The 24,132-nt window shown below is 48.3% G+C and carries 24 protein-coding genes; 5 read left to right on the top strand and 19 right to left on the bottom strand.

Annotation, left to right across the window (positions count from 1 at the left end; genetic code table 11):
• Positions 1–2: 2 nt before the first annotated feature.
• From EKM99_RS11900 to EKM99_RS11845, 12 genes are all read right to left on the bottom strand, one after another.
• Positions 3–206, bottom strand: coding sequence for a DUF951 domain-containing protein (locus tag EKM99_RS11900; RefSeq protein ID WP_125583645.1), 204 nt, complete (start codon positions 204–206; stop codon positions 3–5).
• Positions 207–226: 20 nt separating this feature from the next.
• Positions 227–1,111, bottom strand: a complete 885-nt coding sequence (locus EKM99_RS11895; RefSeq protein WP_125583644.1) for a ParB/RepB/Spo0J family partition protein — start codon at positions 1,109–1,111, stop codon at positions 227–229.
• The gene (locus EKM99_RS11890) at positions 1,101–1,868 is read right to left on the bottom strand and encodes a ParA family protein (protein WP_125583643.1); all 768 of its coding nucleotides are present in this window, start codon (positions 1,866–1,868) and stop codon (positions 1,101–1,103) included. The genes EKM99_RS11895 and EKM99_RS11890 overlap by 11 nt, the downstream gene beginning before the upstream one ends.
• A gap of 14 nt (positions 1,869–1,882) precedes the next feature.
• Positions 1,883–2,716 (bottom strand): nucleoid occlusion protein, encoded by an 834-nt coding sequence (gene noc, locus EKM99_RS11885; protein ID WP_125583642.1) that lies wholly within the window; start codon positions 2,714–2,716, stop codon positions 1,883–1,885.
• A gap of 19 nt (positions 2,717–2,735) precedes the next feature.
• Positions 2,736–3,464: a 16S rRNA (guanine(527)-N(7))-methyltransferase RsmG gene (gene rsmG / locus EKM99_RS11880; protein ID WP_125583641.1), complete on the bottom strand. Its 729-nt coding sequence runs from the start codon at positions 3,462–3,464 to the stop codon at positions 2,736–2,738.
• Between the two features lie 672 nt (positions 3,465–4,136).
• Positions 4,137–5,018, bottom strand: a complete 882-nt coding sequence (locus tag EKM99_RS11875; protein WP_125583640.1) for a metallophosphoesterase family protein — start codon at positions 5,016–5,018, stop codon at positions 4,137–4,139.
• A gap of 1,229 nt (positions 5,019–6,247) precedes the next feature.
• Positions 6,248–7,162, bottom strand: a complete 915-nt coding sequence (gene rihC / locus EKM99_RS11870; RefSeq protein WP_125583639.1) for a ribonucleoside hydrolase RihC — start codon at positions 7,160–7,162, stop codon at positions 6,248–6,250.
• A gap of 80 nt (positions 7,163–7,242) precedes the next feature.
• Positions 7,243–8,556, bottom strand: a complete 1,314-nt coding sequence (locus tag EKM99_RS11865) for an NCS2 family permease (RefSeq protein ID WP_125583638.1) — start codon at positions 8,554–8,556, stop codon at positions 7,243–7,245.
• A gap of 243 nt (positions 8,557–8,799) precedes the next feature.
• On the bottom strand, positions 8,800–10,059 hold the full coding sequence (locus EKM99_RS11860) for a NupC/NupG family nucleoside CNT transporter (protein WP_125583637.1): 1,260 nt from the start codon (positions 10,057–10,059) through the stop codon (positions 8,800–8,802).
• A gap of 291 nt (positions 10,060–10,350) precedes the next feature.
• Entirely contained in the window at positions 10,351–11,154 is an 804-nt protein-coding gene (locus EKM99_RS11855) for an alkaline phosphatase family protein (RefSeq protein ID WP_225419856.1), read from the bottom strand.
• Between the two features lie 1,421 nt (positions 11,155–12,575).
• Positions 12,576–13,217, bottom strand: coding sequence for an NAD(P)H-binding protein (locus EKM99_RS11850; RefSeq protein WP_125583635.1), 642 nt, complete (start codon positions 13,215–13,217; stop codon positions 12,576–12,578).
• A 125-nt stretch (positions 13,218–13,342) separates the two neighbouring features.
• Positions 13,343–13,609, bottom strand: coding sequence for a hypothetical protein (locus tag EKM99_RS11845; protein ID WP_125583634.1), 267 nt, complete (start codon positions 13,607–13,609; stop codon positions 13,343–13,345).
• A gap of 590 nt (positions 13,610–14,199) precedes the next feature.
• Between EKM99_RS11845 and EKM99_RS11840 the strand changes: the two genes are divergently transcribed.
• A complete protein-coding gene (locus tag EKM99_RS11840) occupies positions 14,200–14,730 on the top strand; it encodes a hypothetical protein (RefSeq protein WP_225419855.1) in 531 nt (176 codons plus the stop codon).
• A gap of 213 nt (positions 14,731–14,943) precedes the next feature.
• Positions 14,944–15,201, top strand: coding sequence for a hypothetical protein (locus EKM99_RS11835; protein WP_125583633.1), 258 nt, complete (start codon positions 14,944–14,946; stop codon positions 15,199–15,201).
• 220 nt (positions 15,202–15,421) lie between these two features.
• Here EKM99_RS11835 and EKM99_RS11830 read toward each other — a convergent pair whose 3' ends face one another.
• Positions 15,422–15,802 carry a MarR family winged helix-turn-helix transcriptional regulator gene (locus EKM99_RS11830; RefSeq protein WP_125583632.1) on the bottom strand — a complete coding sequence of 127 codons (381 nt, stop codon included), beginning with the start codon at positions 15,800–15,802 and terminating at the stop codon, positions 15,422–15,424.
• A 228-nt stretch (positions 15,803–16,030) separates the two neighbouring features.
• Positions 16,031–16,828, bottom strand: a complete 798-nt coding sequence (locus EKM99_RS11825; RefSeq protein ID WP_125583631.1) for a hypothetical protein — start codon at positions 16,826–16,828, stop codon at positions 16,031–16,033.
• Positions 16,829–17,127: 299 nt separating this feature from the next.
• Between EKM99_RS11825 and EKM99_RS11820 the strand changes: the two genes are divergently transcribed.
• Positions 17,128–17,784 (top strand): hypothetical protein, encoded by a 657-nt coding sequence (locus EKM99_RS11820; RefSeq protein WP_125583630.1) that lies wholly within the window; start codon positions 17,128–17,130, stop codon positions 17,782–17,784.
• A gap of 60 nt (positions 17,785–17,844) precedes the next feature.
• Here the strand turns inward: EKM99_RS11820 and EKM99_RS11815 are convergent, their stop codons facing one another.
• The 4 genes from EKM99_RS11815 to EKM99_RS11800 all read right to left on the bottom strand — a co-directional run bounded on the left by EKM99_RS11815 (position 17,845) and on the right by EKM99_RS11800 (position 22,100).
• The gene (locus EKM99_RS11815) at positions 17,845–19,125 is read right to left on the bottom strand and encodes a hypothetical protein (RefSeq protein ID WP_125583629.1); all 1,281 of its coding nucleotides are present in this window, start codon (positions 19,123–19,125) and stop codon (positions 17,845–17,847) included.
• 178 nt (positions 19,126–19,303) lie between these two features.
• Entirely contained in the window at positions 19,304–19,750 is a 447-nt protein-coding gene (locus EKM99_RS11810; protein ID WP_125583628.1) for a hypothetical protein, read from the bottom strand.
• A gap of 247 nt (positions 19,751–19,997) precedes the next feature.
• Positions 19,998–20,504, bottom strand: coding sequence for a type II toxin-antitoxin system antitoxin SocA domain-containing protein (locus EKM99_RS11805; protein ID WP_125583627.1), 507 nt, complete (start codon positions 20,502–20,504; stop codon positions 19,998–20,000).
• Positions 20,505–20,693: 189 nt separating this feature from the next.
• The gene (locus tag EKM99_RS11800) at positions 20,694–22,100 is read right to left on the bottom strand and encodes an S-layer protein (RefSeq protein WP_125583626.1); all 1,407 of its coding nucleotides are present in this window, start codon (positions 22,098–22,100) and stop codon (positions 20,694–20,696) included.
• Between the two features lie 470 nt (positions 22,101–22,570).
• Between EKM99_RS11800 and EKM99_RS11795 the strand changes: the two genes are divergently transcribed.
• On the top strand, positions 22,571–22,996 hold the full coding sequence (locus EKM99_RS11795; protein WP_125583625.1) for a hypothetical protein: 426 nt from the start codon (positions 22,571–22,573) through the stop codon (positions 22,994–22,996).
• A gap of 100 nt (positions 22,997–23,096) precedes the next feature.
• On the top strand, positions 23,097–23,381 hold the full coding sequence (locus EKM99_RS11790; RefSeq protein ID WP_125583624.1) for a hypothetical protein: 285 nt from the start codon (positions 23,097–23,099) through the stop codon (positions 23,379–23,381).
• A 136-nt stretch (positions 23,382–23,517) separates the two neighbouring features.
• On the opposite strand, the gene EKM99_RS11785 is transcribed toward EKM99_RS11790, so the two are convergent.
• A complete protein-coding gene (locus EKM99_RS11785; RefSeq protein WP_225419854.1) occupies positions 23,518–24,042 on the bottom strand; it encodes an MFS transporter in 525 nt (174 codons plus the stop codon).
• Between the last annotated feature and the right edge of the window lie 90 nt (positions 24,043–24,132).

Genomic DNA, 24,132 nt, shown 5'->3' with positions numbered 1-24,132 from the left:
AATTATTCACTCTTTCCATTGTTGGTGTCGGCCTTGACCAGCACCTTTTTTAGCTTCTTTTCAAATTCGCGGCGTGACAACATGACAACGTGGCCGCAATTGGTACATTTGATTTTAATATCCGCGCCCATTCGGGTAATTTCCCAGCGGTTGGTGCCGCACGGGTGGGCCTTTTTCATTTCTACCAAATCACCTAAATCGTACATGGCGTTCCCTCCAATGCTTGCTAATCTAAGTGGATGTCTAGCAACTCTAGGATGCGGTTCAAATCATCATTGGACAGGTATTCGATTTCAATGTGTCCCTGTTGATCCTTGTTGGCCGCCTCGTTGATGGAAACTTGCGTGCCAAACCGCTCTTGTAATTGGTTTTCGGTCGAACGCAGGAACGGCGACTTCTTCTTGGCGGGTTTCTTGGCCAATTTCTTGGCGGCACCGTTCAGCTTGTTGACTTCGGCTTCGACCGCACGCACGGTCATCCCCTCGGCAACGGCCTTCTTAGCCAACGCCACCAACTTGGTCTTGTCCTTTAACGACAGCAACGTCCGCGCTTGGCCCATCGACAGCTCGTTGTGTTGCAGCATGTCTTTGACGGCCTTGGGCAGTCCTAACAAACGCAGGTAGTTGGCGATGTACGGCCGACTCTTTCCTAAACGTTCGGAGACCTGGGCCTGAGTCAAGGTGAGCTTGGTCATCAAGGTATCATAGGCTTCGGCTTCTTCCAGCGGGGTCAAATCTTCGCGTTGCAGGTTTTCCAGCACGGCGATCTCCATCATCTGTTCTTCGGTCACGTCGCGAATGATCCCTGGAATTGTGGTTTTGCCGGCAAGCTTAGACGCCCGGAAACGGCGCTCGCCTGCCAAAATTTCGTAGCGTTCCAACGTCTTGTCCGGTTGACGGACGATGATTGGTTGGAACACACCGGTCTTTTCGATGGAAGCGGCCAGATCGTTCAACCCCTTCTTATCAAATTTCTGCCGTGGCTGATACGGGTTGGGCCGGATGTCGGCCAACGTCAGGTCAACCACAGTTTCTTCGGCGGTATCCACGCCATTTTCCGCAAACAGCGCGTCAATTCCCCGTCCTAAACTTTTCTCTTTCTTACTTGCCATGGGCAGCTAGCACTTCCTTTGCGAGTTCAGAGTAAACTTCGGCACCCTTAGACTTGGGGGCGTAATCAATGATTGGCATCCCGTGACTCGGCGCCTCCGCTAGTTGCACGTTACGCGGAATAATTGTGGCATAAACCTTGTTTTGGAAATACTTTTTAACTTCTTCATTGACCTGTTTACCCAGGTTAGTCCGGGCGTCGTACAACGTCAGGAGGACCCCTTCAATCTTCAGGTCGCGGTTAAAGTGCTTCTGCACCAATTTGACCGTGTTTAGCAGCTGGGTCAACCCTTCCAACGCATAGTATTCACTCTGCACCGGAATCAGAATGGAATCGGCAGCCGTGAACGCGTTGATGGTCAGGAGCCCGAGCGAAGGTGGACAGTCGATCAAAATGTAATCGTACTGATCCCGAACTTCGTCGAGCGCGGCCTTTAACCGGGTTTCTCTGGCCATCATGGGAGTCAGCTCGATTTCGGCACCAGAAAGCTGGATGGTGGCCGGAACAATATCTAACCCGGGATGAGCCGTATGAATGACAGCCTCTTGAATCGGCGTTTCGTTGACCAACACGTCATAAATTTCTTTGTCGATGGTGGCCTTTTGAATGCCGACTCCGCTGGTCGCGTTACCTTGGGCGTCGGTGTCTACTAGTAAAACTTGCTTGCCTTCGGTGGCTAGAGCGGCGCCTAAATTCACGCCGGTCGTGGTCTTACCCACGCCACCTTTTTGATTGGCTAATGCAATAATGTAGCCCATATGTCGTTTCACCTCTAGCTTTCTTTGGGAATGTCAATGGTAATGCGGTAACTGTCCGCAGTTTCTTCTTCTTTGGTGGTGAGCTGCATGCCCGCGTCGCTGACCATCTTCACCGATTGGCGAATGGTGTTGACGGCGACCCGGGTGTCGGCCGAAACGCTGTGCTTAGTCACCTTGCGCCGGCGTTTCTTGGGGTGCTGCTGCTTGGCAATCAACTCTTCAGTCTCCTTGACTGTTAGTTGATCAGCCACGACCGTCTTTAAAATGGTCACTTGCGCAGCGTCATCCAAGGACAACAGGGCACGACCATGTCGCTCGCTGATTTCCCGGTTCAACAGGGCCTCTCGTACTGGCTCCGCCAACTTCAGGAGGCGCAACTTGTTGGCCACGAAGCCTTGACTCTTGCCAATGCCCTCGGCCAGTTGGGCCTGGGTCATGTGGTTGAGTTCCATCAGCTTCTGGTAGGCATGGGCCTCTTCAATGGCGGTCAATTCCTCGCGTTGGAGGTTTTCAATCAGGGCCATTGAAGCCGTTTCATCGTCATCCATCTGTTCCAGAATGGCGGGAACCGTGTCCCATTTCAGACTGGAAACGGCCCGGAACCGCCGCTCACCGGCAATGATTTCGTAATGATCCGGTTCGTATTCGCGAATCACAATGGGTTGTAAGAGCCCATGTTCTTGAATCGTTTGCGCCAGTTCGGCGATTGCCGTTTGATCGAAGCGTTGCCGGGGTTGGAACCGGTTCGGCGTGATCTGGGCGACCGGAATCATCACCACGTTTTGTTTCACGGGATGGGCCGGATGCGTGGCCTTTTCCCGATTATTTCCAAATAATGAAAATGGCAATTATCTTACCCCCATCCCATTAATTTTCTAGTGGCTCCCGGTTGGGCGTGCCGGCTTTACGCGGGTAACGCTTGGGCGTGTGCTTGACCTTGTCCACGACCACGATGTGCCGGGGATCGTTGGATTCTGGCAAATTGAACGAGAAGTCACCAGCGACTTGGCCGCCGAGCGTCGTAATCCCGGTCTGGCTAACCGCTAATTCATTTTCGGTCTGCGCCGCCTTCAAGGCAACAAACTGGCCACCGACCTTCACCAGGGGCAGACACAGTTCGCTCAGCACGGACATCCGGGCAACGGCACGTGCGGTCACCAGGTCAAAGCCTTCCCGGTAAGGCGCACGCTTGCCGCCGAATTCTTCAGCGCGGGCGTGATGAAAGGCCACACCGGTCAGGTTCAGCTTAGCTGCGAGCTCATTTAAGAACGTAATCCGCTTGTTCAGGGAATCCACGATGGTCACCTGAAGTTGCGGGAAGACAATCTTGAGTGGCAATGACGGGAAACCGGCCCCGGCACCCACGTCACAGAGGGTCAAGGGTTCGGTCCGGATTGCGGGCACATAAAAAGCCGGGGTCAACGAGTCGTAAAAATGTTTCAGGTAGACTTCGGGCTCCTCAGTAATTGTGGTCAGATTGACGTGTTCATTCGTCGCAACCAAGAACTGATAGTAGTCAGCAAATTGTTGTTGCTGTGTTGCGTTTAATTCGATGCCTTGCGCCGACAGCGCGGCACGAAATTCTTCAGGATTCATGCAATATCTCCCTGCTCAGTTCTCTGTGAAACACAATTGTTTCACGTTTGATTATACTTTACCTTACTTACAGGCGAAACGCAACCGAACCGACAGCCCAGTTTCCGTTTCGCCATAGCGTCGTTTCCTATTATACCGAAAATGGCGACCACATGAAACGTCTATCGCGTACTTTCCGTGGGTTCTTTGCCTTGGCTCGACCAGCATAGGTCGCTAAACGAAACGCAACACTGTCTAAACCTACCGGCTTACCGTTCACCAAATTTAGGCTGGAACGCTGTGGGAAGGACGCTGGCAGCCTGAGAAGCGGTCTGTCAGCTTGCTTTGAACCGCACAAACCAGCGTTTCAAAGTCACCATTTTCCAAGTAGCCCACTTGGAAAATCCCACGGCTGAGCCTAAATTTGATTCACTCACGCCTACGTGGGTTGTAGCCAACTATTGTGGCTGAATGGTGTTCCAATAGCGATGACATTATTGTAATGGTCAATCTGAGTCTGAACCGGAGGACTGCTTTCCAAGTCCGAAGTTGGTCCTCCACAGATGCCGGAACATCTGCTGATTTCTAACTGATTTTGTACGCAAGTCCTTGCTAGGTCAACGGGCATCTCGGTCCAAAAATAGCGCCACAAAACCTTTTATACCTGGTTTTGTGGCGCTTAGTTTGAGTCGTTTAAATTAAAGGTAGCCCGTTCCCCGCTCTGCGTGAGGGGGTCAATCTGGGTCGATGCTTGGCGAAACCCGTGTTGTTGATCTCAATGGTATCAATGACAGGTTGGCCCAAGTATAGCGGGTGATTGGTAATGCTGGCCATCCCCCGCTGAATCGTAATCACGTTATAACTGGTTGCGTCGTGCACCTCATGTCGGTGTGGATCCTGGCAATCAATGTAGGTCGAGGCCGACGCCACCGTGGTCACCGGGATGGTCGAGTCGACCAGATAACTGGCCCCAAAGTGCAGGTGCCCGGCGAAAATGCCGCCGATGTTGTGCCCGTGTAAGATGGCCAACAGCTCGCGATTGTTCTGCAACAACGCGTACCGCATCCCCTGCAGTGCTGGCGCATCTAACGGGTGATGCAGAAATAAAAATGCCCGGCGACGTGGCGCTAGGTGTAAATTCTTGTTTAGCCAATCCAGTTGCTCGCGATCGAGCCAGCCGGCTTCCTTATTCGGTTCCCATTTGGAATCCAAAAAGTAGAAGTCCATGTTCTGGTACACCTGCTTATAGGCGTAGTATGGCTGATGCGGTTCCCCTAAGTACCCCTGGTTAAAGGCTTCCCGGTCATCCTGATCGCCGAGAATTACCTGGATGGGCGCCTGTAGTCGTTCCGATTGGGCCGTTAAATAGGTCCGGAGTTGCGCGTACTCCCGACTGGTGCCGCCCGTCAACAGATCCCCACCGATGACGATTAAGTCCGGTTGTAAGTCGTGGGCCACGATGTCATCAAAGATACGCTGGAGCTTCGTGGCCGGCGGTAACTGCTGATTATATTGCGGCTCGGCTGCAGCTGCTAATTGTGGATCTGATAAATGAACAATTGTGAATTTATTCATACCCCCGTGGCCCCCATCAAATATAGTCGCAGTCACCGGGGTACCACCCGGCAACAGTCCCCGACTATCACTAAGTTAGACCCAGCATACCGAAGTGATGTAAAGATTTGATGTTATCCAGGTCAACATCTTGTAAAATTTTTGCCAGAAGTGAGCAAAGTCTGTAGAAATAGCCATCGCTAGCCAGTTGCGGCTAGTCTGCCAGCTATTCATTTGACACGGTAGAGACATCCAGGTAACCTATGGGTAAGAAAAAACGGTTTGACCGTTTGCTGGCATAGGTAATGCCGACCGCCAGTTATCGTAAAAGAGCTATCAGACAATGGGCTGGTAGCTCTTTTCATCTCTAAATCTATTTTGCTGAAGCACGTGCCAATCACACGCCTCTTCACGGCCGTTTCGGCTTCCGCACGAACAGTAGCATCGGCAACCAAGTGACAATCAACAAGATTAGCGTTTCCAAACTCATTGTAGACATGTGATCAACCTCTTCCCCTGATTTTGTCTCAAGCATATCAGGCCAATGTAACGATTCCGTATAGAATGCCTACCTGTTTGTGTAAAATTTTTCAAGTAGCTACGAAGGTGAAACCTGAAATTCAGGTACACCCTTCTAAGTAGCAACATGTCTAAACCTGCCGGCTTACCGTTCGCCAAATTTAGGCCGGAACGCTGCGGGTAGGACGCGGGTAGCCTGAGAAGCGGTCTACCTGCTCGCTTTGAACCGCCCAACCCGCGTTTCAAAGTCGCCATTTTCCAAGAAGACCACGTGGAAAATCCCGCGGCTGAGCCTAAATTTGGCTCACTCACGCCTACATAGATTGTGACCAATTATCGTGGACAAACGTTGTCAATCCAGCGATGAATACCGCAATGTCATGAAAAAACAACCATAGCCGGAGGAGGCCAGAGATGGAGGCAGCTGTGACAACGCTGTTAACTGAGTGATTTTTCTCAGTTTACAGCGTGGGACGTGTTTGGAGACTGACGGTTCTTGTCAGGCTTCAAGCCGAGCCGGAGGACCGCTTCTCAGGCCGCAGGCGCTCCCCATAGACGACGGAATCTCTGGCAGCCGCAGGTGGCAATTTTTAGCCAACTTTCTGGATCAAAGTCCTTGTTAGCTGGGCGGTTTTAGGTCGTTGGGAACTTTCAATCCTTAGGCAATACAAAAAGGACCCGAGATCGCTCTCAGGCCCTTCCGTGTGCTGTATCTTTGTTGCGTTCGGCGACTAGTTCTTAATAGCGCGAACTTCTTCGAGGAACCACTTGTTGAAAGCTTCAGCGTCGATGTCAGTTGACACCTTAGCGTTCGTCTTGCCATCGTGGTATGCCCCACGGATATCGCCGACCGTTTCACCAATGGCTGGGCCATCAGTGACAACGTCGATCCACATGTCTTCCGTGTGAATAGCTTCTGGGTGAAGCAGGTAGAAGATGGTGTTCACATCATGCATGGCAATCCCTTTGTCACTGTTATCGCCGTCGTTGATGATGATGTCGTGTAACATCTTACCAGTTTCACTGATCGTAGCGAGTTCTTCGATGCTCTCGTGGGTCAGCAAAGCTTTCATGGTAATGTCCAAACCAACCATCACGATTGGCACACCGGACTTGTAGACGATAGCAGCAGCGTCTGGGTCGGTGAAGACGTTAAATTCAGCAGCACTGGTCATGTTCCCTTTGCCCAGGGCACCACCCATGGCAACGATCCGGTCGATGTGGCTCTTAACTTCTGGATATTCGGAGAAGAGCAAGGCAATGTTGGTGTATGAACCCGTTGGTACCAAAGTGATTGGGTCAGCACTAGCCATGATTTCGTCATGCAAAGCTTCTACGGCCGTCTTGTTAATGGGCTTAGGTAAGTCAGTTGGGAATTCGTAGCCAGGCATCCCTGAAGCACCGTGAATCCGAGCAGCGTCTTCAAAGTCTTTGAAGAGTGGTTGTTCAGCACCGGCTGCGACTGGGATGTTTTGGTTGAAGAACCGAACGATCTTCAGCGCGTTGATGGTGGTCTTGTCGACCGTCACGTTACCAGCAACCGTCGTGATTAACTTCAAGTCAATCTTGGGGTCGTTGATGGCCATGGTCAAAGCAGCTGCATCGTCAATACCTGGGTCTGTATCCATAAGAACTTTAATTGTCATAATAAAATTTCCTCCCAATGAAAAGTTTGGTGTTTCGTAAAACGGAAACGCTTACGTTTGAAGCCAGCGAAAAGTTCGCGCTACAGCATGGCACTGAAGACCAGGTCGAGCAGGAACAGAACGCCTAACAAGTAAACCGGCCAGGAGAGGTCTTTGGCCTTCCCTAAAGCCACTTTCATAACGGGATAGCAAACGAAACCGAATGCCAGCCCGGTGGAGATACTATTGGTAAATGGAATCAGCACGATAATCAAGAATGCTGGGAACCATTCGGAGAAGTCGGCCATCTTGATGTTACCGATAGCGGCCATCATGAGCGCCCCGGTGATAATGATCACGGGTGCGATGGCTGCGGACGGCACATAGGCCAACAGTGGCACGAAGATGAGTGAGAGTGCGAAGAGTACCGCGGCGGTCAACGCCATGATCCCGGTCCGGCCCCCACTTTCAATCCCCGAAGCACTTTCGGCAGCGGCAACGGTCGGGCTCGTTCCCAAGAAACTGGAAATGAACGTCGTCACGGAGCTACCTTCGAAGGTCTTCTTAAACTTCTTCTGGTTCGGCAACAACCCTTGCAGCAGGCCCATCGATTCAAAGACCAAGATCATGGTCATCGAGAAGGCTGCCAGAATGAAGGGCGTGCTGAAGATGTGCGAGAAGTCATTTTGGAAGACAATCTTGTGGTACTGGCCCAACCGCGCTAAATCAACGGTGGGTGTGTCACTGTCCTTCACGCCCAGGAAGAACGCCAACAGACTCGTGGCGATGATGGCGATGAAGAAGTTCCCCTTGATCTTGCGAATGTACAGGATCAAGCTGAGCACCAGTCCAAAGAGGGCTAGCAGTGGCGTTGGTTGGGTCAAGTCGCCCAACACGATTAAGGATGACTTACCGGCGACAATCAGGCCCGCTTTTTCCAGGCCGATTTCGACCAGGAAGAGCCCAATCCCCGCGGTAATTCCACTCTTCAAGGACTCCGGAATCGCTTCCGATAGAATCGTGGACACCTTGGTGAAGGCAATTAACATATAAATGAAACTGGCAATTGCCGCGATTCCCAGTGCTTCACGCCAGGTCAGCCCCATGTTCACCACAATGGTGTACGTGAAGAAGGCGTTGACCCCCATCCCCGGCGTCAGGATGACTGGTGCGTTTGACCAGAAGGCCATAATCAGACAGCCAATGACGGAGGAGAAGATGGTCGCGAAGACACTCAAATCAGTGGGAATCCCCGCGTCCTTTAAAATCAGCGGGTTGACGATGATGATGTACGAGATGGCAAAGAAGCCAGTCACACCGGCAATCAGTTCGTTGCGGACGACATCCTTATGCCGCAGGGCTTCCCTTAGCGTCATCTGATTGGCCAGGTCCACCTGCGATTGTTGCTTATCCATAAAAATCCCTATCTTTCGGTACGCCACAACGCAGCGTACAGACTTCACGGGCTTTGCAACCGAATGCTTTCACCCATTCGGCTGGGTTTCACTCCCATTTAAGGAGGTCGGCACCCGGTACGGACTGACTGTCTAGCGTCAGCCGCAATGGTTTTAAATCAGCCCTAGTGACACAGATAGCCCAGGAACTAGAGGCCCCTGGGCTATCCACAACAGCCCCATTAAAAATGTGGCTTTATTTTTTTACCAAACGAATAGACCGACAATTCCGGCTGATAGCAAGGAAACCAGGATCCCGGAAAGTAACATGTAACCAACGTTCTTAGAAATAAGTTCGTTGTTTTCACGGTCAACGATCCCCTTGAAACAACCGATAATCATCCCAGTAGTTGAGAAGTTAGCGAATGAAGTCAGGAAGACAGTTAAGATGGCCCGGTAGTGAGGTGAGAAAGCATTCGTGTTGATGGTTGAAGAAATCTTACCCATGACAACGAATTCGTTCGTAACTAACTTAGTACCCATGTATTGTGCGAATTGGAATGCGTCGGAAACGTTCAGACCCATTAACCAAGCAAATGGGAACATGATGATCCCTAAAATGTGTTCCAGAGATAACCATGGGTTGAAGATTTCCAAGATACGGTCGATCAAGGCAGCTAAGGCAACGAAAGCGATAACGTTAGCGGCGATGATTAAGATCAGACGACCGGCACCCAAGATAGAGTCACCCAAGAAGGAGAAGAATGGTTCTTTCTTGCCATCTTCTTCAACGGCGCCTTCTTCAGCAGCTGCTGCACTTGAACCACCAATTTTAGCAATGGTGTCTTCTTCAGGTGTAACTTCAACTGGGTTCAACATGTTCGTAACGATGATGGCGTTCAAGATGTTAATTGGAACGGCCGTCAAAACAAATTGACCAGGAACCATTTGGGTATATGCACCCAGAATGGAGGCAGTGATACATGACATGGACATCATGGCAAGGGTCAAGTTACGTTCCTTACGCATGCTCTTTAATTGTAATTGTGAAACGGCTAAGGCTTCAGTGTTCCCTAAGAACATCATTTCAACGGAGAAGAATGATTCGAACTTAGGTTGACCAGTAATGAAGGAAAGGCCACGACCAACCCACTTGATGATCCAAGGTAATACCCCGATGTAAGTCAAGATATCAAACATTGGAACAACTAATAAGATTGGCAGCAGTGAACTGGTAACGAAGTTCATTGACTTGGCAGTCCCACCGAATTCTGGGGTAACCCAGTTAGGTAAGGCAAAGACAATCCCTTGGTAAGCAACTTGAACCAACCAGTTGAAACCATCGGCTGCGCCCTTAACAATGTCTTGCCCGATTGAGAAACTCGTGAAGAACCAGGCCAAAACCAAGTTAAGAACTAAAACAACGGCGGTCGACTTCCAGTTAATTTTCTTCTTGTTCTTGGAAAACGCAAATGCGATTGCGAGGTAAACAATTACCCCTAAAATATTGACTGCGACTAGCATTGGTCAAAATACCTCTTTCCGATATTATTCTTTGATGTGTGGACGTTTGCCATACAAAAGTTGACGCGATGTGTTGCTGCAGAAATTATGTACAGCATAACTTCTGTTACGAACGAACGATGGTCAGTCCGTAACGGTGGATTTCAGTCAATCACCAATTACAATGGTGAAATAAAACGGTGAATAATATCTGATACTAAGCTGATGATTGACTGACCTTTGCAACCCAAACCGTTGCGTACTAGCCTTGGTGCTCTCTCACCTCCCTTCAAGGTTCGTTCAACGATTTTTTTATTGCGTTATTTCATTTAAAAAGCTATGTCCGGCTGCATGACCAGCCAGGCCAAAATTCTCTAAGACGGTGGCACCCACGTCAGCGAGTGTCCGGCGGATCCCTAGCGCGTGAACGCTGGGCCGTGATGGTGAGTACGCCAAGAGGGGTAAATACTCCCGGGTGGGCGTGGTCTCACTGGCCGGATCATCTGCGTGGGTCGCGGTAATCAGTAACAAGTCGTTGGCTGTCAGGTCGTGTTCCACCTGGGCCAAGTAATTGTCAGCGGTGGTTAACGCCGCGGCAAATGCCTCAGCGTCCCGTTGCTCGCCTGCAAACCGGAAGTCCGGCAACATGACGTAGGTCAAGCCCGAAGCATTCTGATTCAATTGATCGTAGAGAATCCGAAACGCATCTTGGTTGCTGCCAAGTTGATAGCGTTGCGCGGTGCTCTGCGTCTGCAGGTAACTCAGAAATGGTCCCGCCAAGGTCACGGCGTACCCAGCAGCGGGCAGCGTGGCGAACACGGTCTCGGTGTGATTAGCGCCTGGATAATCCCACATCTCCCGCAAACCCGTTGCGCGCCGGTTGCCTTGGGCTTGCACGTGCAAGCGACCAAAGAAACCAGCCGGCTGAGCAATTGGCTCAACACCGGGCAGCGGATGGTCAACCCGAATATTACCGAGCCCTAACCGCTGTAATGTTGGAAGATTTAGTTTATTCGTACAACTAACCGCCACATGACCCAACGTGTCGGCGCCTACCGATTGAAAGCGGTTTGCGTCTGGGGCTTCCCCCAAACCTAATCCAGCAAAATCAATCACAAAAATGCGATGAAAGGCCACCATTTCTCACTCCTTAGGTCAAGCTTCGGTGGCGGAACCACCCAAGCTTTTTTCGGTCTAGTAATAATATACCTTTTCCGAAGCGCCCTGTAAATGGTCGATTTAAGAAAAACGCAAATTATCAAATTCCGAACATTACCACCCTGAATCAGTTGCGGGAACCCATCCGTTCGGTGGCTAACCGAACGACTGGTATTTTTTGCTAAAAGGATTTACCTTCAACATTTTCCCTAGTTTTCAAAGGACAAAAGGAAGTCCGTCCGCCCACCGACAAGGTCAGGAACGAACGTGACGTTGAATTAATACCGTCATAACTAAAACTGTAAAGCCTGAGGTACCCGAACGAACCAGTCCCGAGAACATAAAAAACGGGCTTCAAGTTTGGTGTAAAAAATCACTTGAAGTCCGCTAACTCTCGGAAAGGAGGTTGTGATTACTACATAATTCCCGTTTCGTAATCATTGTAATTCTTAATCGCCTCATAACTAGAATGTTCCGCCGAGCGGCCGCAGCCAATCAGATCATTTTTCGATTAATTTCTGGCTGCCGTTTCAGCTTGTTACCACTGGAACTTAATTCCTTCATTACCGACACAAGACACGCTCATAATGATTCTACTTGAAATCCTTCGCATGACCCTTGCAACTGCAACATCCGAGCTCTAGCTACTACCTGGAACTGTTTACAAGTCTTCAAACATCTGACGCTTACTTACAAGCACTAAGTCTAAACACTATTCAGTTTTAAATGGAACGTGAATCTGGAAAGCAAATTCTGTGAATCCATAACCTGGATCTGCTAGAGTTCGTTAGAAGGTTTATCGGAGTTGATGCTATCTTTCAGTATCTCGGAGCTAACTTGAAACCGAACTTACGTCGAAGCGGAAATTGGTTTCTTGAAACATGTGTCAACTGGATCATCTGGAACATCACAACTCTTAAATCCTTTCCGCACTGTTATAGTATCATATGCTGTAAGCGTTTGCAACAGAAACACCCGAACTTCTTGTTTATTTTTGCACAATCTGGCTTGGTTCTGCTTGTATCCGACTGGCAAACATTGTTAGACCAGCCTTTGGCGACTTCTCTTCCGACCACTTTACTTTCTCGAAAAAGATTATAAAAAAATACCGTTGGCATTAACCAACGGCATTTCCGCAACGTATGAATCAATTCCCGGCAAAATCCATGGGTTCTTGTTTGGAGGAAAAGTTTCACAGAATGAGCTTAGTAAATTGATTCCTAATGTAATAAAATGACACCCAAGTCATGCGGAGACAATCTCAACGCACACCATAGTTATACCGCGAAACGGTGAGCATTGCACTCTTTTTGAATCAGAAAATCAGCCAAGACTCGGCGAAACACCCACGTATAGGCTTTTATAGGTAGAAAAATGTTTTAATACCAGGCTGGTTTGTCGCCATCGGTGTTGGGCTTGTTGACACCCAAGGATTCGCGAATGGCTTGGTTCGGTGCAGCAGCTAACTTGGCCACCAGCGCCGCAATGCTCTTCCGTGAGACCTCGGTGCCCTTGAAAGGTTCGCCCTTTTGCGTGGTCTCGTAAGCCACTTCGTTCTGGTTGGAGAGCCAGGCTGGCCGAATCACCGTGTAATCCAAGTCGGAGCCCTCAATGACCTTAGCCGCTGCCCCATAGGTTTCCAGGTAACCGCCATCCAGCATTTGGTGATTCCATTTACCAAAGTTACCGGGCACTTCGTCGTAAATGCCCAGCGTGGAAATCCAAATTAAGCGCTTGAGGCCACTGGCATCCATGGCGGCAACTACGGCCTTGGCCTCGGCTTCAATGTTACCACCGGCTAAGTTGGCGTACACGACGTCGACGCCGGTCATGGCAGCCTGGAGATCGGCCTCCTTGGCGGCATCGCCCTCAACAACTTTGACCCGGTCGCTGGCTTGGTCAGCCAACCGTTGGCTGTTACGCAAGAATAAGGTTAAGTGGTTGTTTTGGTCGGCCAGTAATTGGATCGTGGCTAATTTCGCAATCTTACCGTTAGCACCTAAAACTAATACGTTCGTCATATGAAGAACCCCTTTTCGTTTTTGTCTACGGTTATACTGTAATACTCGCAGTTACATTTAGCAAGCCAGAACCTTCGGGAAATTAAAAAAGCCCCGTAACCAACGTGGCTACAGGGCTACCGCAACTAGATCAACATCAACGTCACACCAGCGACTGGCGTTAAGCTGTCACCGAGATCGCCGAAGACTAATTCCTTCTGGAAGACGGGTTGACTGAGTTCAGTTAAGTTCGTTTTTTGAATGGTCAGATGATAACGGCCATGCCGATCACGCTTTAATTCATAGTTCACGAATTCTTGTTCAGGGGCGTAGTCAGCGAAACGGACGGCGTACACGCCAAGCTGGTGAGAAACAACCAACCGGATTCCGTTTTCATCTCTAAAGATATGCAAAATTTGTTCACTCCTATATTGATTAGATACCGCACGATGAAAAAAAAGAAAAAAGAAGCGCCGCCACCACGGCCCCTCTTCGATATCGTCATTCGCTCAATCAAAGATTTAGTAGACCCGCCGCGACTATTTCGACAATCACGGGTACAAAACCAATGATTAACCGCCATGCGCACAGTGATGTTAGCCTGGCCAAACCACGTGCAGTTTGGTATCACCAGATAAATTCCTCTATGTACCTTGATTGTACCATACTTGCCTGAAAAAGATTAGCTCAGGCAGAAATTGTCTCGTGCTAGGTTGTTACCTGATGGTCGTCATTTTGTTCGTCAGTTCACCGCGCAAATCGCCAGGCACGAGAATGTATGCGCTTAACTCGTTAATAATCAAAAGAATTGCATTAATTTGACCTAATTCCTTGCCAACCGGGGGCCAAAAATGGTTCAATTATTAATAACAGGCAAGGTAAGTTCCCGGCTTAATATAACTTTGGAGGTTTTATTCATATGGCAAATACCAAGAATAGTAAAGCAGCAAAGATTTGACAACAAATTATTACGTGGTTACAGGATGATACGCGGACAGAAGTTGTGTCTTCAGCCAAGTTCCCCGGCATCCGTGGCATTCGGGCAGTGACGCTCCGTAAACAACTCGGCGACTTAGGCTTCAAGTCTTCCGTCGTTATGGGCGCCGTCTCTGCCGCACCCGCAACGGATTCCCGGATCAAGAAGGCTGCGGTTAAGCCACGCGAAGTCTACTACTATTTCGACGACTCAACGCCAGTACCAGCAAAGACCCCAACGGTCCAAGCTAGCGCAGCCACTACGCCTGCCGTTTCAGCGGCTCCCGTAGCTGTGACCACTAACGTTCCCGCTGGCATTCTATCTAGCCAACCCGTTAAAGGCTTAGCTGGGACCCCTGCATTTGCTGGTGTCATGAATACCAACCAACAACTCAGCCAGGCCATCAACGACCTCTTGACGGCAGCTCAGAACCAGCGACCACTGTCAGACCTCGAATTAAGCTTTCTGACGGACTTTGCTGGGCAAGTTGCTAAGCAGGGCGAGTTACTCCAAAACTTTGCGACACAGTCTAAAATCGACCAATTACGGCGCGGCTAATCTCGTAGTTAGCAGGAGAAAATGATTCATTCTCAGCACAATTTCACAAGCTCCGATTTTTGCGTTTTTGCTGTTAGGATAGTCACTTACCCATTAATTTTCCTTTTTTGCCAATATTTTAACAGTTTTCGGTCATTTTGTCGGAAAGTTCTTGACTTTTAGTCATTCAACCATTACTCTGTTATAAATTACTTTTATGGGGGACGAACGCCAATGACACTACACGAAAATAACCGGGTATTTTGTGAAAAGACTGAACTTTTCTCTGACGCTTTTTACGGAACCATCACGAAGATCTACGAGCACTCTGCACTGGTCAAGGTTGAACCCGACCAGCTCTCCAAGAAGGAAACTGACAAGATTGATTCCTTCGGCGACTTAGTGGTTATCCGCCAAACTGAGCTACAACTGGTGGACGAAGCTGGCAACGCGCTCAAGGAACCAGATGAAGAATTAGAAGCTGCTGAATAATAATCACGTTGAGCCTGAGGCATTTTGCCTGAGGCTCTTTTGTTTGCAACAAATCAGGCTGAGTCATCAGGATTGTCCCAGCATAGCACATCCCGTGGCCCGTTGCTAAGAACAATCGTTTCACCCACTCAGATGTCTCATAGCGTGGTCATTTTAATCACCATGCTCTCAACCACAAAAAAGGCGCGATTCCCAGAACGGGACCACACCTCATCTAAGCTCATTTCATAATATCTGCCAGCTGTTTGATCAATACCGGCAATTCGGCTGACAACGTTTCGTTGACATGTTCTTCAATCTTGCGGCCCCTTGCCGTAACCTGGAAAACATGATATCTCCGGTCCGTCGGCAGCGTTTCATCCTGGATGTAGCCCCCGTTAAGCAGGCGGCTAATCTGAATGGATACCATGGACTGACCCACGTTCAGGCGTCGGGACAACTCGCTAGTGCTGATCTTTTCCATCACCAGTTCATGAAGAATTCGGTATTGCTCAAACGTTAGGGCATCTCCACTGCTTGGCCGTTTAATGAATGGCCGTAAGAGTGAATTCAATTGGTGGATTCGCTGGACATCCACGGCTAATTTGTGCGCTTCAATCATGACTCTCTTCCTCCTCGTGACCCCCGACAGCTTATGCTCCATCGGGACGTCTTTAACATAGTCCTCGCTCGAAATTATTCGTTAGTGGGCAAAAAGGTTGACCCCTAACGCATCTCTCTTAATATACTAGCATAAATGACCGACTATATTATAAACAAATCACATCTTCGGCAAAACTTCTTATAAATCCGCTTATATTAGCTCCCCTGAACCCTTGCTCACTTCCCGTCATATCGGGCTTTCACCTCGTTCATCATCAAAATGCCATGAACGCCTGTCTCCCCCGAGCATTTCTTGCAAAAAGACTTGCCGATCTCTGTCCGACGTTTGAAATCCCGATTTCAACTGGACCAACTCTGTGAAATACAGATCGTGAAAGTCGAAATACCGTAAGACGTAGGCGTCGGCATGTGGCGAGACGCCTACCGTTGGTGAATCGGGCCCATTTTGCTGAGCAACGAGTCGCTGGATTCGTTGTTCCAAGTCGAAAATTTGGTTGGCCTCGGTAATTTTCTTACTGAGCCGGGAAACCGTATCCTTAATGACTAGCGACAGGCCATTGTTCAGCATGATGCGGACGTGTTCCTTTTGTGCCGCCACAATGTGGTGAATGAATCGGCCGCCAATCCAACTGGTATGGCCGGCTCTGGCCGAACGTTCCGTGGAGATCAACATCATCGGCCCCAGAACAAAGGGTACAGGTCCACTGACTTCCAGAAATTTGACCATCACCTTCATGTCGAACCACCCCACCACTTTGGTTGCCGCCAATTGCCGCAACAACACGCCGGGCGCCGTCTTCGTGAGGCAGAACCCAGCCGTTGTGCTCCAAATAATGGTCTTGCCTTGCTGGTGTATCGGTTTGAAATTCTTAATAAAAATCACGGACGACCAATCAAGATTCATGCCTACACTTAACTCTTGATTAACATCGCCGGGCTGGATTCTGTCAAAATCAACCACGCCGCTCTCATCGACTTGGGCTCGATAGCTCGCTTCTAATCCCGATAAACAAGCATCAATCATGTTAAGCCCCCTTAGTACAATGTGGGCTAGCGGGAGACAGCCTCTTCCGTTACCCGGCTATAGATTCTCACAAAACACGAATAATAGCAAGAAAGACGGCTTGCTTTTAAAATGTGTTTAAGTCAATGAATTCGCATTAGGTCGCTCATTAAATCATGTCTGGCAGAAATGATTGCTAGCCATTTTTACGAACTATAAATATTTTTATATCACATTAATTCGGATTTTCTCATAGAAATTTCACAAGGATGCCAGAAAAGGTTGGTATAATGCGGATATAATTAGTGAGGAGGAGTTTGATGACAACGACACGGCATAGTTTGGGAACTGTCTTAACCCACGCACGAAAAATATTGGCAAATGACGTGATGCCCGCGGAAGCCTTACGTACCGCGGATATCCCGGTTTGGTACCTGACGGAGCTAGAGCGCGATCATATCGGTCGACCTAACGATGATCTGTTGACGTTGATTTATCAAGCTTACGAACTGGACGCGGTGGATGTTGACGAGCTCCGCCGCACCCGCCACTTGGATCAGAAATTACGAGAACTAGCGGTCGCCCGTGAAGCCGCAACCGCCACATTTTTGCGCCAACAGGCCTTTCGCTGGCCAGATAGCGCCATGGTTGCTAACCACAATGGGCGGATTCCCCTATCCGACCCGGCGGCCAGGAATAGCTACGCGGACATTTTACGCTGCCTGCGAACACAGATTGATCATGAACCGGTCATGGCGGCGAGCGTCTACTACCAGCTCTCCCCCATGGCCTACTGGCAAATGGAGGCCGCCCAATTAGCCATCACGGATGAGGTGGAACGCCTGCTGTGCTACCGGCTGGAAGTCGATGACTTGAGTCGGTTCATTTACGCTGACGATTTGTTTGGCACGCTATGTGGTCAACTGGATATTTGCAAGTACTCGGGGGAACGGTTGCGCGTGCCGGGGAATTATTGAATTTTATGTATAAAAAAACACCGCCGCGGTGGCGATGTTTTTTCGTTTGGAAATTAGTAATTAGTTAGCTGGGGTGAAAGTACCAGTGGAACTAGTAGCAGTACCCTTAACAACCGTGTAGTATGCCTTAACTTGGCTACCGTAGATACCATCTCCAACGCTCTTCAGCGTGAATTGGTAAGCAGTTTGTGCACCACTATTGTCGGCCGTACTAGTAGCGATAACAAATTGATCGGCACCGGCAGCGATCAAGTGAGTTTTGATGTCAGCAGCACTAGCAAGAGAACCCTTAGGTTGACTGAAGAAAGTGTCAGCAGACAGCTTTGCTTGGACAGCAGCAGGGTATGCAATCGTACCGTTAAAGTCTACATCATTGTTGTAGGCAGTTGGCGTAACAGTTAAAGTTGCAGCTGCGTTAGCAACAACGTAAACAGTTACTGAAGAGTTCTTGGCAAAAGTAGCATCGCTACTGCCAAGAACACCAACACTAGCTAATGAGTAGCCAGCTGGTAAGTAACCTTCAATAGCAGCGGCTTTTTGAGCTTCCGCAGAAGTGATGGTCGTCTTGCCTGCAGGGAATTCGTAAACAGCTGAGGAAACCTTGGCACCAGTAGCTTTGTTGATGTAGTTAAAGGTAATCCCATTTTCAGCCTTAGCAGTGTCAGTCTTAGATGACGTTACGGCACCAGCGTAAATCCAACCATTGATAGCTGGGTTCTTAGCGTCTTGAACGTAGTAGTAAGTTGAACCTTCACGCGTCTTAGTAACGGCGTCGGTGACAGTCAAAGGATCGCTAGCGTAAGCCGTCGTGTCCTTGATTTGCTTGGATGCCTTGTATTGGGTGTATTGAGGTGCATCCCACGTTACGTTTGCCTTCCCAGGCTTAGCAAAGTAAACGGTCGTGTTAGATGGCATCGTTGCCTTAGTCGTGGTGTTAGCAGAAGCAATCCCACCGGCAAAGGTGCCAGCAGTCTTACCGCCGTAGATGTAACCACGGTACTTACCGTTCATAGAAACGATCTTGTAGTAAACGGAGCCCTTGTTGGTAACCTTTTGGTAGTAAGCACGGAAGTAGTCAGCAGACTTCTTGGAGTTTGCCAACGTCTTCATCGTAGCTTTAGAGGCAACAACCTTGGCACCCTTAACAGTCCCTGGCTTTGAGTAAAGTGCGTTGGAACCGTTAACGGCAACGTTACGGGTGTCAGCAGCAGTCTTCAAAGTTGAGCTTGAAGTAACCTTGGCCTTGCTAGCAGCGTTAGCAGTAGTGGATACCGTTGCAACGGCCCCAAAACTCAACGCAGCTAAACCAATGTAAAGCGATTTTGCTAAACTTGATTGCATAATTGTATTTTCTCCTCTGAAATATAAATTATTTATTGAACGACCTACAGTATACCAAAAATTGGCCAAGATTACGCTTATTTAGACATTTTTAATGTAACTTAAAGGTCGTTGTGCAGGCTGAAAAGCCCCTAGCCACGGTGGACTTCGTGGTTAGGGGCTTTTTCAGGATTGCGATTCATTGTAAAGAAGTTTCAAAGTCCTGATGCTGCCATACTTCCATTTTCAAAAAAGATGATTCATATACGTCATGGAATGAATTCCCTGTATCAAGTCTCTTACTTGAATACTGAACATATCGTTTTTGCCAATCTCTCTCATCACCAACTGGAAACATCAAATGATATGGATCAAGCTCAACGACTAATAATTTAGGATTCATTTTATCGTCCAACAAATAAAGAACGATTACCCTGAATAGGCCACGACTATCTATTTGAGCATCTTTGGTCTGCAAATCAGTCTCCCTAAAATCATCCTGAAATTTCTCAAAAGCCTCCTCAGGCATGTAGCTACAAACGACATCATGAAAACGTTGTTTGTTTTTCCCACGATAAAAGATTGGTTTGCACTCCTTGTTGATGACACTCGTATCAGCAAGAAGTTGCCGAACTGCAACATCCACGTACGATCCTGCAAATCCCAGCTCATTGCTCAAATAATTCGTATAATGATGATCAGGCAGATCAACGCTCTTAAATGAGTCGTCAAGAAATACGACATCGGCTTCAACATTATGTGCATTCAGCCTAGTTCCATCGTACGCATACCGTCTAATCTTAACATTCGAATTTTCACGGAGGTTAACTTTAGGAGCGTCCAATTTAGTCTGTTTCGCTGAACTAGCGGTTATGCTGGCCTTAAAGCTAGGCTCACTCCTTGACATAGGCCACATAGTCTTCTTTGATGGCCGCGGCATCAATTGGTTGGTGATCATGCTCATTGCTTCGAGCGAACGCATCCTTCCATGCCTGGTCTTGATGTGAACGTTCTACTAATCCGAAATCATTAATATCATCAATCTGATTAATCAAATCGTCCAAAAACATCATAACGTCATTTTGAATTTCCGAATTGATTTTTCCGTTGACCGCTGCACTATAGTCTTTCAGCTCGTCATTCTTATCTAGCTTCCAAATCTCATTGTCGACCGGACCGTAACGCCAGGCCTCAAAATTAGGTTCAAAAAGCTGACGAGGGTACTTTTCTGATTGAAATTCTGAGGGTGCGCTGTAATCTAAGTTGCCGTACGTTCCAGCATAAAATGCCCATAAGAAGTACAGTCCCTTTTGAATTTTGATAGGGGTTTTATTTTTCAAATGTCCATAGAGATATGCCGCTGCACTCTTATTCGATTTAAAAAAGGACTCTTCAATCATTCTACTTACACTCCCTCTTCCTAATTGCCCAGGTTGTTAATTCAACGCAACCTTACCATAGCTAATGCTTTCTAGAAACCAAAGAGACTTATAGTATACCTTTTTTATTGCCACACCGTCCACTTCCATCTCTTCACACAATAGAAAAGGGAATCGGTCTTACATGATTCCCCTTCAAACTTAATTTAACTAAGCAAACCAGCTCGTGTCTGTATTCGTAACACTACCTACACCTTCAGCTAACGTTGCTGTATAACTAGCTACAAGATTGTCTCCATACACTTTGTTACGGTTATCTGAAGCAAAATGCACTGAGTTCAACTTGAATACGTAGTGATATTGTTTGCCTGTCGCATCTCTGTACGTCTTTGAACCTTGAATGCCTTTACTACTATCAACTGCCAGAGCACTCGCAAGGCTGGTTAAATTAGTCTCACTAAACTTAGTACCTTTGTCACCATCCAAAAGTCCCAACTTTGTCGCATCAAGATTGATTGAAAGATCGGCCGACGTAAGCTTCCCATTCTGCAATGGATTAGTAATAGCAACAGTTGAGCTCCCAACAGTATTCGCTACGTCTTCAACTTTCATTTCAACTTTGGAAGTTGCCGCTGCAACAACATCAACGTAAACAGTATTACCATAAGTTGCACCCTTAATCGCGTCAGCAACAGTTCCATCTACCTTAGCTTTATATCCACTAGGAACTTTGCTAGTTGCGAAAGTCACCAATGAAGCTTTTGCTGTATTAGTCTGGGTTGCAACAACAGCTTGGCCTGCCTTGATATCTTTAGCAATAGAAATCCAAGTAGCATTTCCGACTTGTTTGTCAGCTTCACGGTACACGATTTTAACACTGTTATCAGCAGTAGCCGCTGGTTCCTCTTCGTTGATACTCAAGCCACCAAAATCAGTACTAGAAGCATCCTTGTAGCCTTCGCCCGCAAAGATCCATCCAGCAACATCAGAATTCTTGTCAGAGGTCACGTAGTAGTACAGTGAGCCTTCCTTGGTCTTGGTTTCAGCCTTGGAGACCGTAAACGTGTCGTCCTTGGTTGCGCCATACATGTTCACCTTGTGGGCCTTGTAAGTCGTATGTTGTGGGGCGGTCCACAGCGAGTTCTTCTTCACGTCCTTGATGTGGAACCCGGCCGTCCGCGTTGGCATGGTGGCTTCCTTAGTCGTTTGCGCTTCTTTGATTCCGGCATCAATCGTTCCCTTTACTTTGCCGCCGTAGATGTAACCGCGGTATTTACCGTTCATGGACACAATCTTGTAATAGACCGTCCCCTTGCTGGTTACCGCCGTGTAGTAGGCGCGGAAATAATCCTTCGAATGAGTTGAGCTCGCCAGCTTCTTCACGGTCTTCTTGGCTGCCACTAATTTGGCCCCGCGAACCGTTCCTGGCTTGGTGTAAATAGCGTTGGTTCCTGTAACTTCGACGTTCTTGCTATCCTTACCCAAAGCTGCCTTCGAGACGATTTTGGCCTTAGACGCCGCATCCGCCGTCGTGGCGGTCGTCGTAACTGCGGCGACTGCACCCAAACTCAGTGCCGCTAGCCCTAAGTACAATGATTTCGCTAATTGTGATTGCATAATTTTCTCCCCTAGAAAATAGATTAGTTGTACACGAGCAGTATACCAAGAACTACCTGCAGATTGGAATAGGCTATTGAAAATAATCCATATAAATAATTATATTCCGTATAACAAAATAAATAAAAAATACCCCCCTCCCAATCCCACCAAGGCCAGTCGTCGCCGGCAATCCCCCAAAACTTTTTTCAAAATTATGAGAGGTCCACTCAGAATACAAATTAATTTCTACGGAAACTAACCATTCCCCAACTGAAACCGGCTCACCTGTTGTAATCAGAATGGTTACGCGCAATCGCTATCCAAACACCCTTGAATTATCCTAGGGATACGCGGTCCTGGCGCCACCATGCTAGACTCTAGTTGATGACGCCATGTGTATTTTTTTGAAACGGTAATTTTCCACCTGGACTATTCGGTTCCATGACCGTCACGGAACGCCATTTACCAATAAGAAAGGAGCTGAGCACATGATCTACGATACTGACAATGACCCGAAAGCCCATCCCCAGTCAATGGCCGCGGTTCTCGCCTATTTGCAGCGATGGGGCGTCCTCGCCAGCATGAATTATAGTGAGCTAACTTTTCAAAACCTGCAGACCGGACACCTGAACGCCTTGCAGGATTACCTCAGCAATCACGGGATGGATTCCCAAATTCGCGGTTTTTGGGACACCGCCCACGACCAGGGCGAAATTTATTTCATCTTCGATACGAGTTGCTACACGTTCGAGCGGGCCGTCTGCGTTTGCGAGCGAATCCTGTTCACGATGTATGGTTACGAGCTTTGGGATGAAGAGGATGAGCGACTGGCGCTAAACGTGCAGCAGCGAAAAGCGGATCAGCGAGTCAAACGTCTGACCAACCGGGCTCATGACACAACGAAACACAAGTAACGCCACAAAATGTTGGTCGGCGCTGCTTGTGTTTTTTGCTACCCGCGAACGCGAATCTACGTTACAATGGAGCAATCAAATCTAATTTACGAGGTGCCTCATGTCCATCAAACTAACCCTAGCAAACAACCAAGTCCTCACCATCGACCAAGATACGCCGCTCAAGGCCTGGAAGGGCACGCACGACAAAAATGAAGAAACTGGCAACCGCGAATACTACGCGGAATCCCTCTTCGACGGCACGCTGCTGGCCGATACAGCACTGACCCCTGCCGACTTACTGGTAGCCCTCCAAGGCTTCTTAAGCCATACCGACTGGTTCGCCGTTGGTCCCGACTTCAAGGAAGTCTTCCAGTCCGCTAGTGTCGTTTCATTAGCAAATTAATTTTGGATATTAAAATGGCGCTCGGGAGGTATTCTCGGGCGCCATTTGTGTATTCGGATTAATTTAGATTTTCACATACCTGTTCTAAAAGATTACCCAATGCAACATGTCTCAGCCTAACATTTAATTCCACAGACTAAGCTTTCCGGTCCTCCTTAATCAACAGAACCAGTGCTGCCCCAACTAGTGCAATCACTGATAGGTACGGTAGAATTGGCATATACTGGTCTCCCACCATACTGAACAAGATTGCCCCCAGTACTGGCGCTAAGATTTGAGCACCTGTGTTAGCAAAGTTTAGGATTCCTAAGTCCTTAGCGGCATTTTCAGCACTAGGAAGAACTTCCAAGTTCAGTGCTTGGTCAACTGAGAAGAAGATTCCTGAACCAATTCCGGCGATAATCCCATACCAAATCATCGTTGATGGTTGACGGACAATGAACGGTAGAATCGTACCAATCGAAATCATTAAAGCCGCGAAAGCTACCGGCCATTTTCGAGTCTTCATTTTGTCAGAGACAGGTCCAGCTGTGGAGGAGAAAACAATTGCTGTAATCATGGTAGCTGTTCCCATCCAAGAAACGTATTGCCCCGCAGAGGTATTGCCTAAGCCCATCCCACTCGTCAGAATGAATACCTGATAAACACCAAAAGCGGTCACTGCAATGTTAATCGGCGGGGCTCCTTGTCAAGTAGACAGTCAAATAATTAAAATTGCTATGCAATCTTCTGAACGGCATGATTCCGGTAT

The sequence above is a fragment of the Levilactobacillus cerevisiae genome (assembly GCF_003946245.1).
GTDB lineage: Bacteria > Bacillota > Bacilli > Lactobacillales > Lactobacillaceae > Levilactobacillus > Levilactobacillus cerevisiae.
Note: the sequence above shows the minus strand (reverse complement) of the source record. Positions and strands in the feature narration are given on the sequence as shown.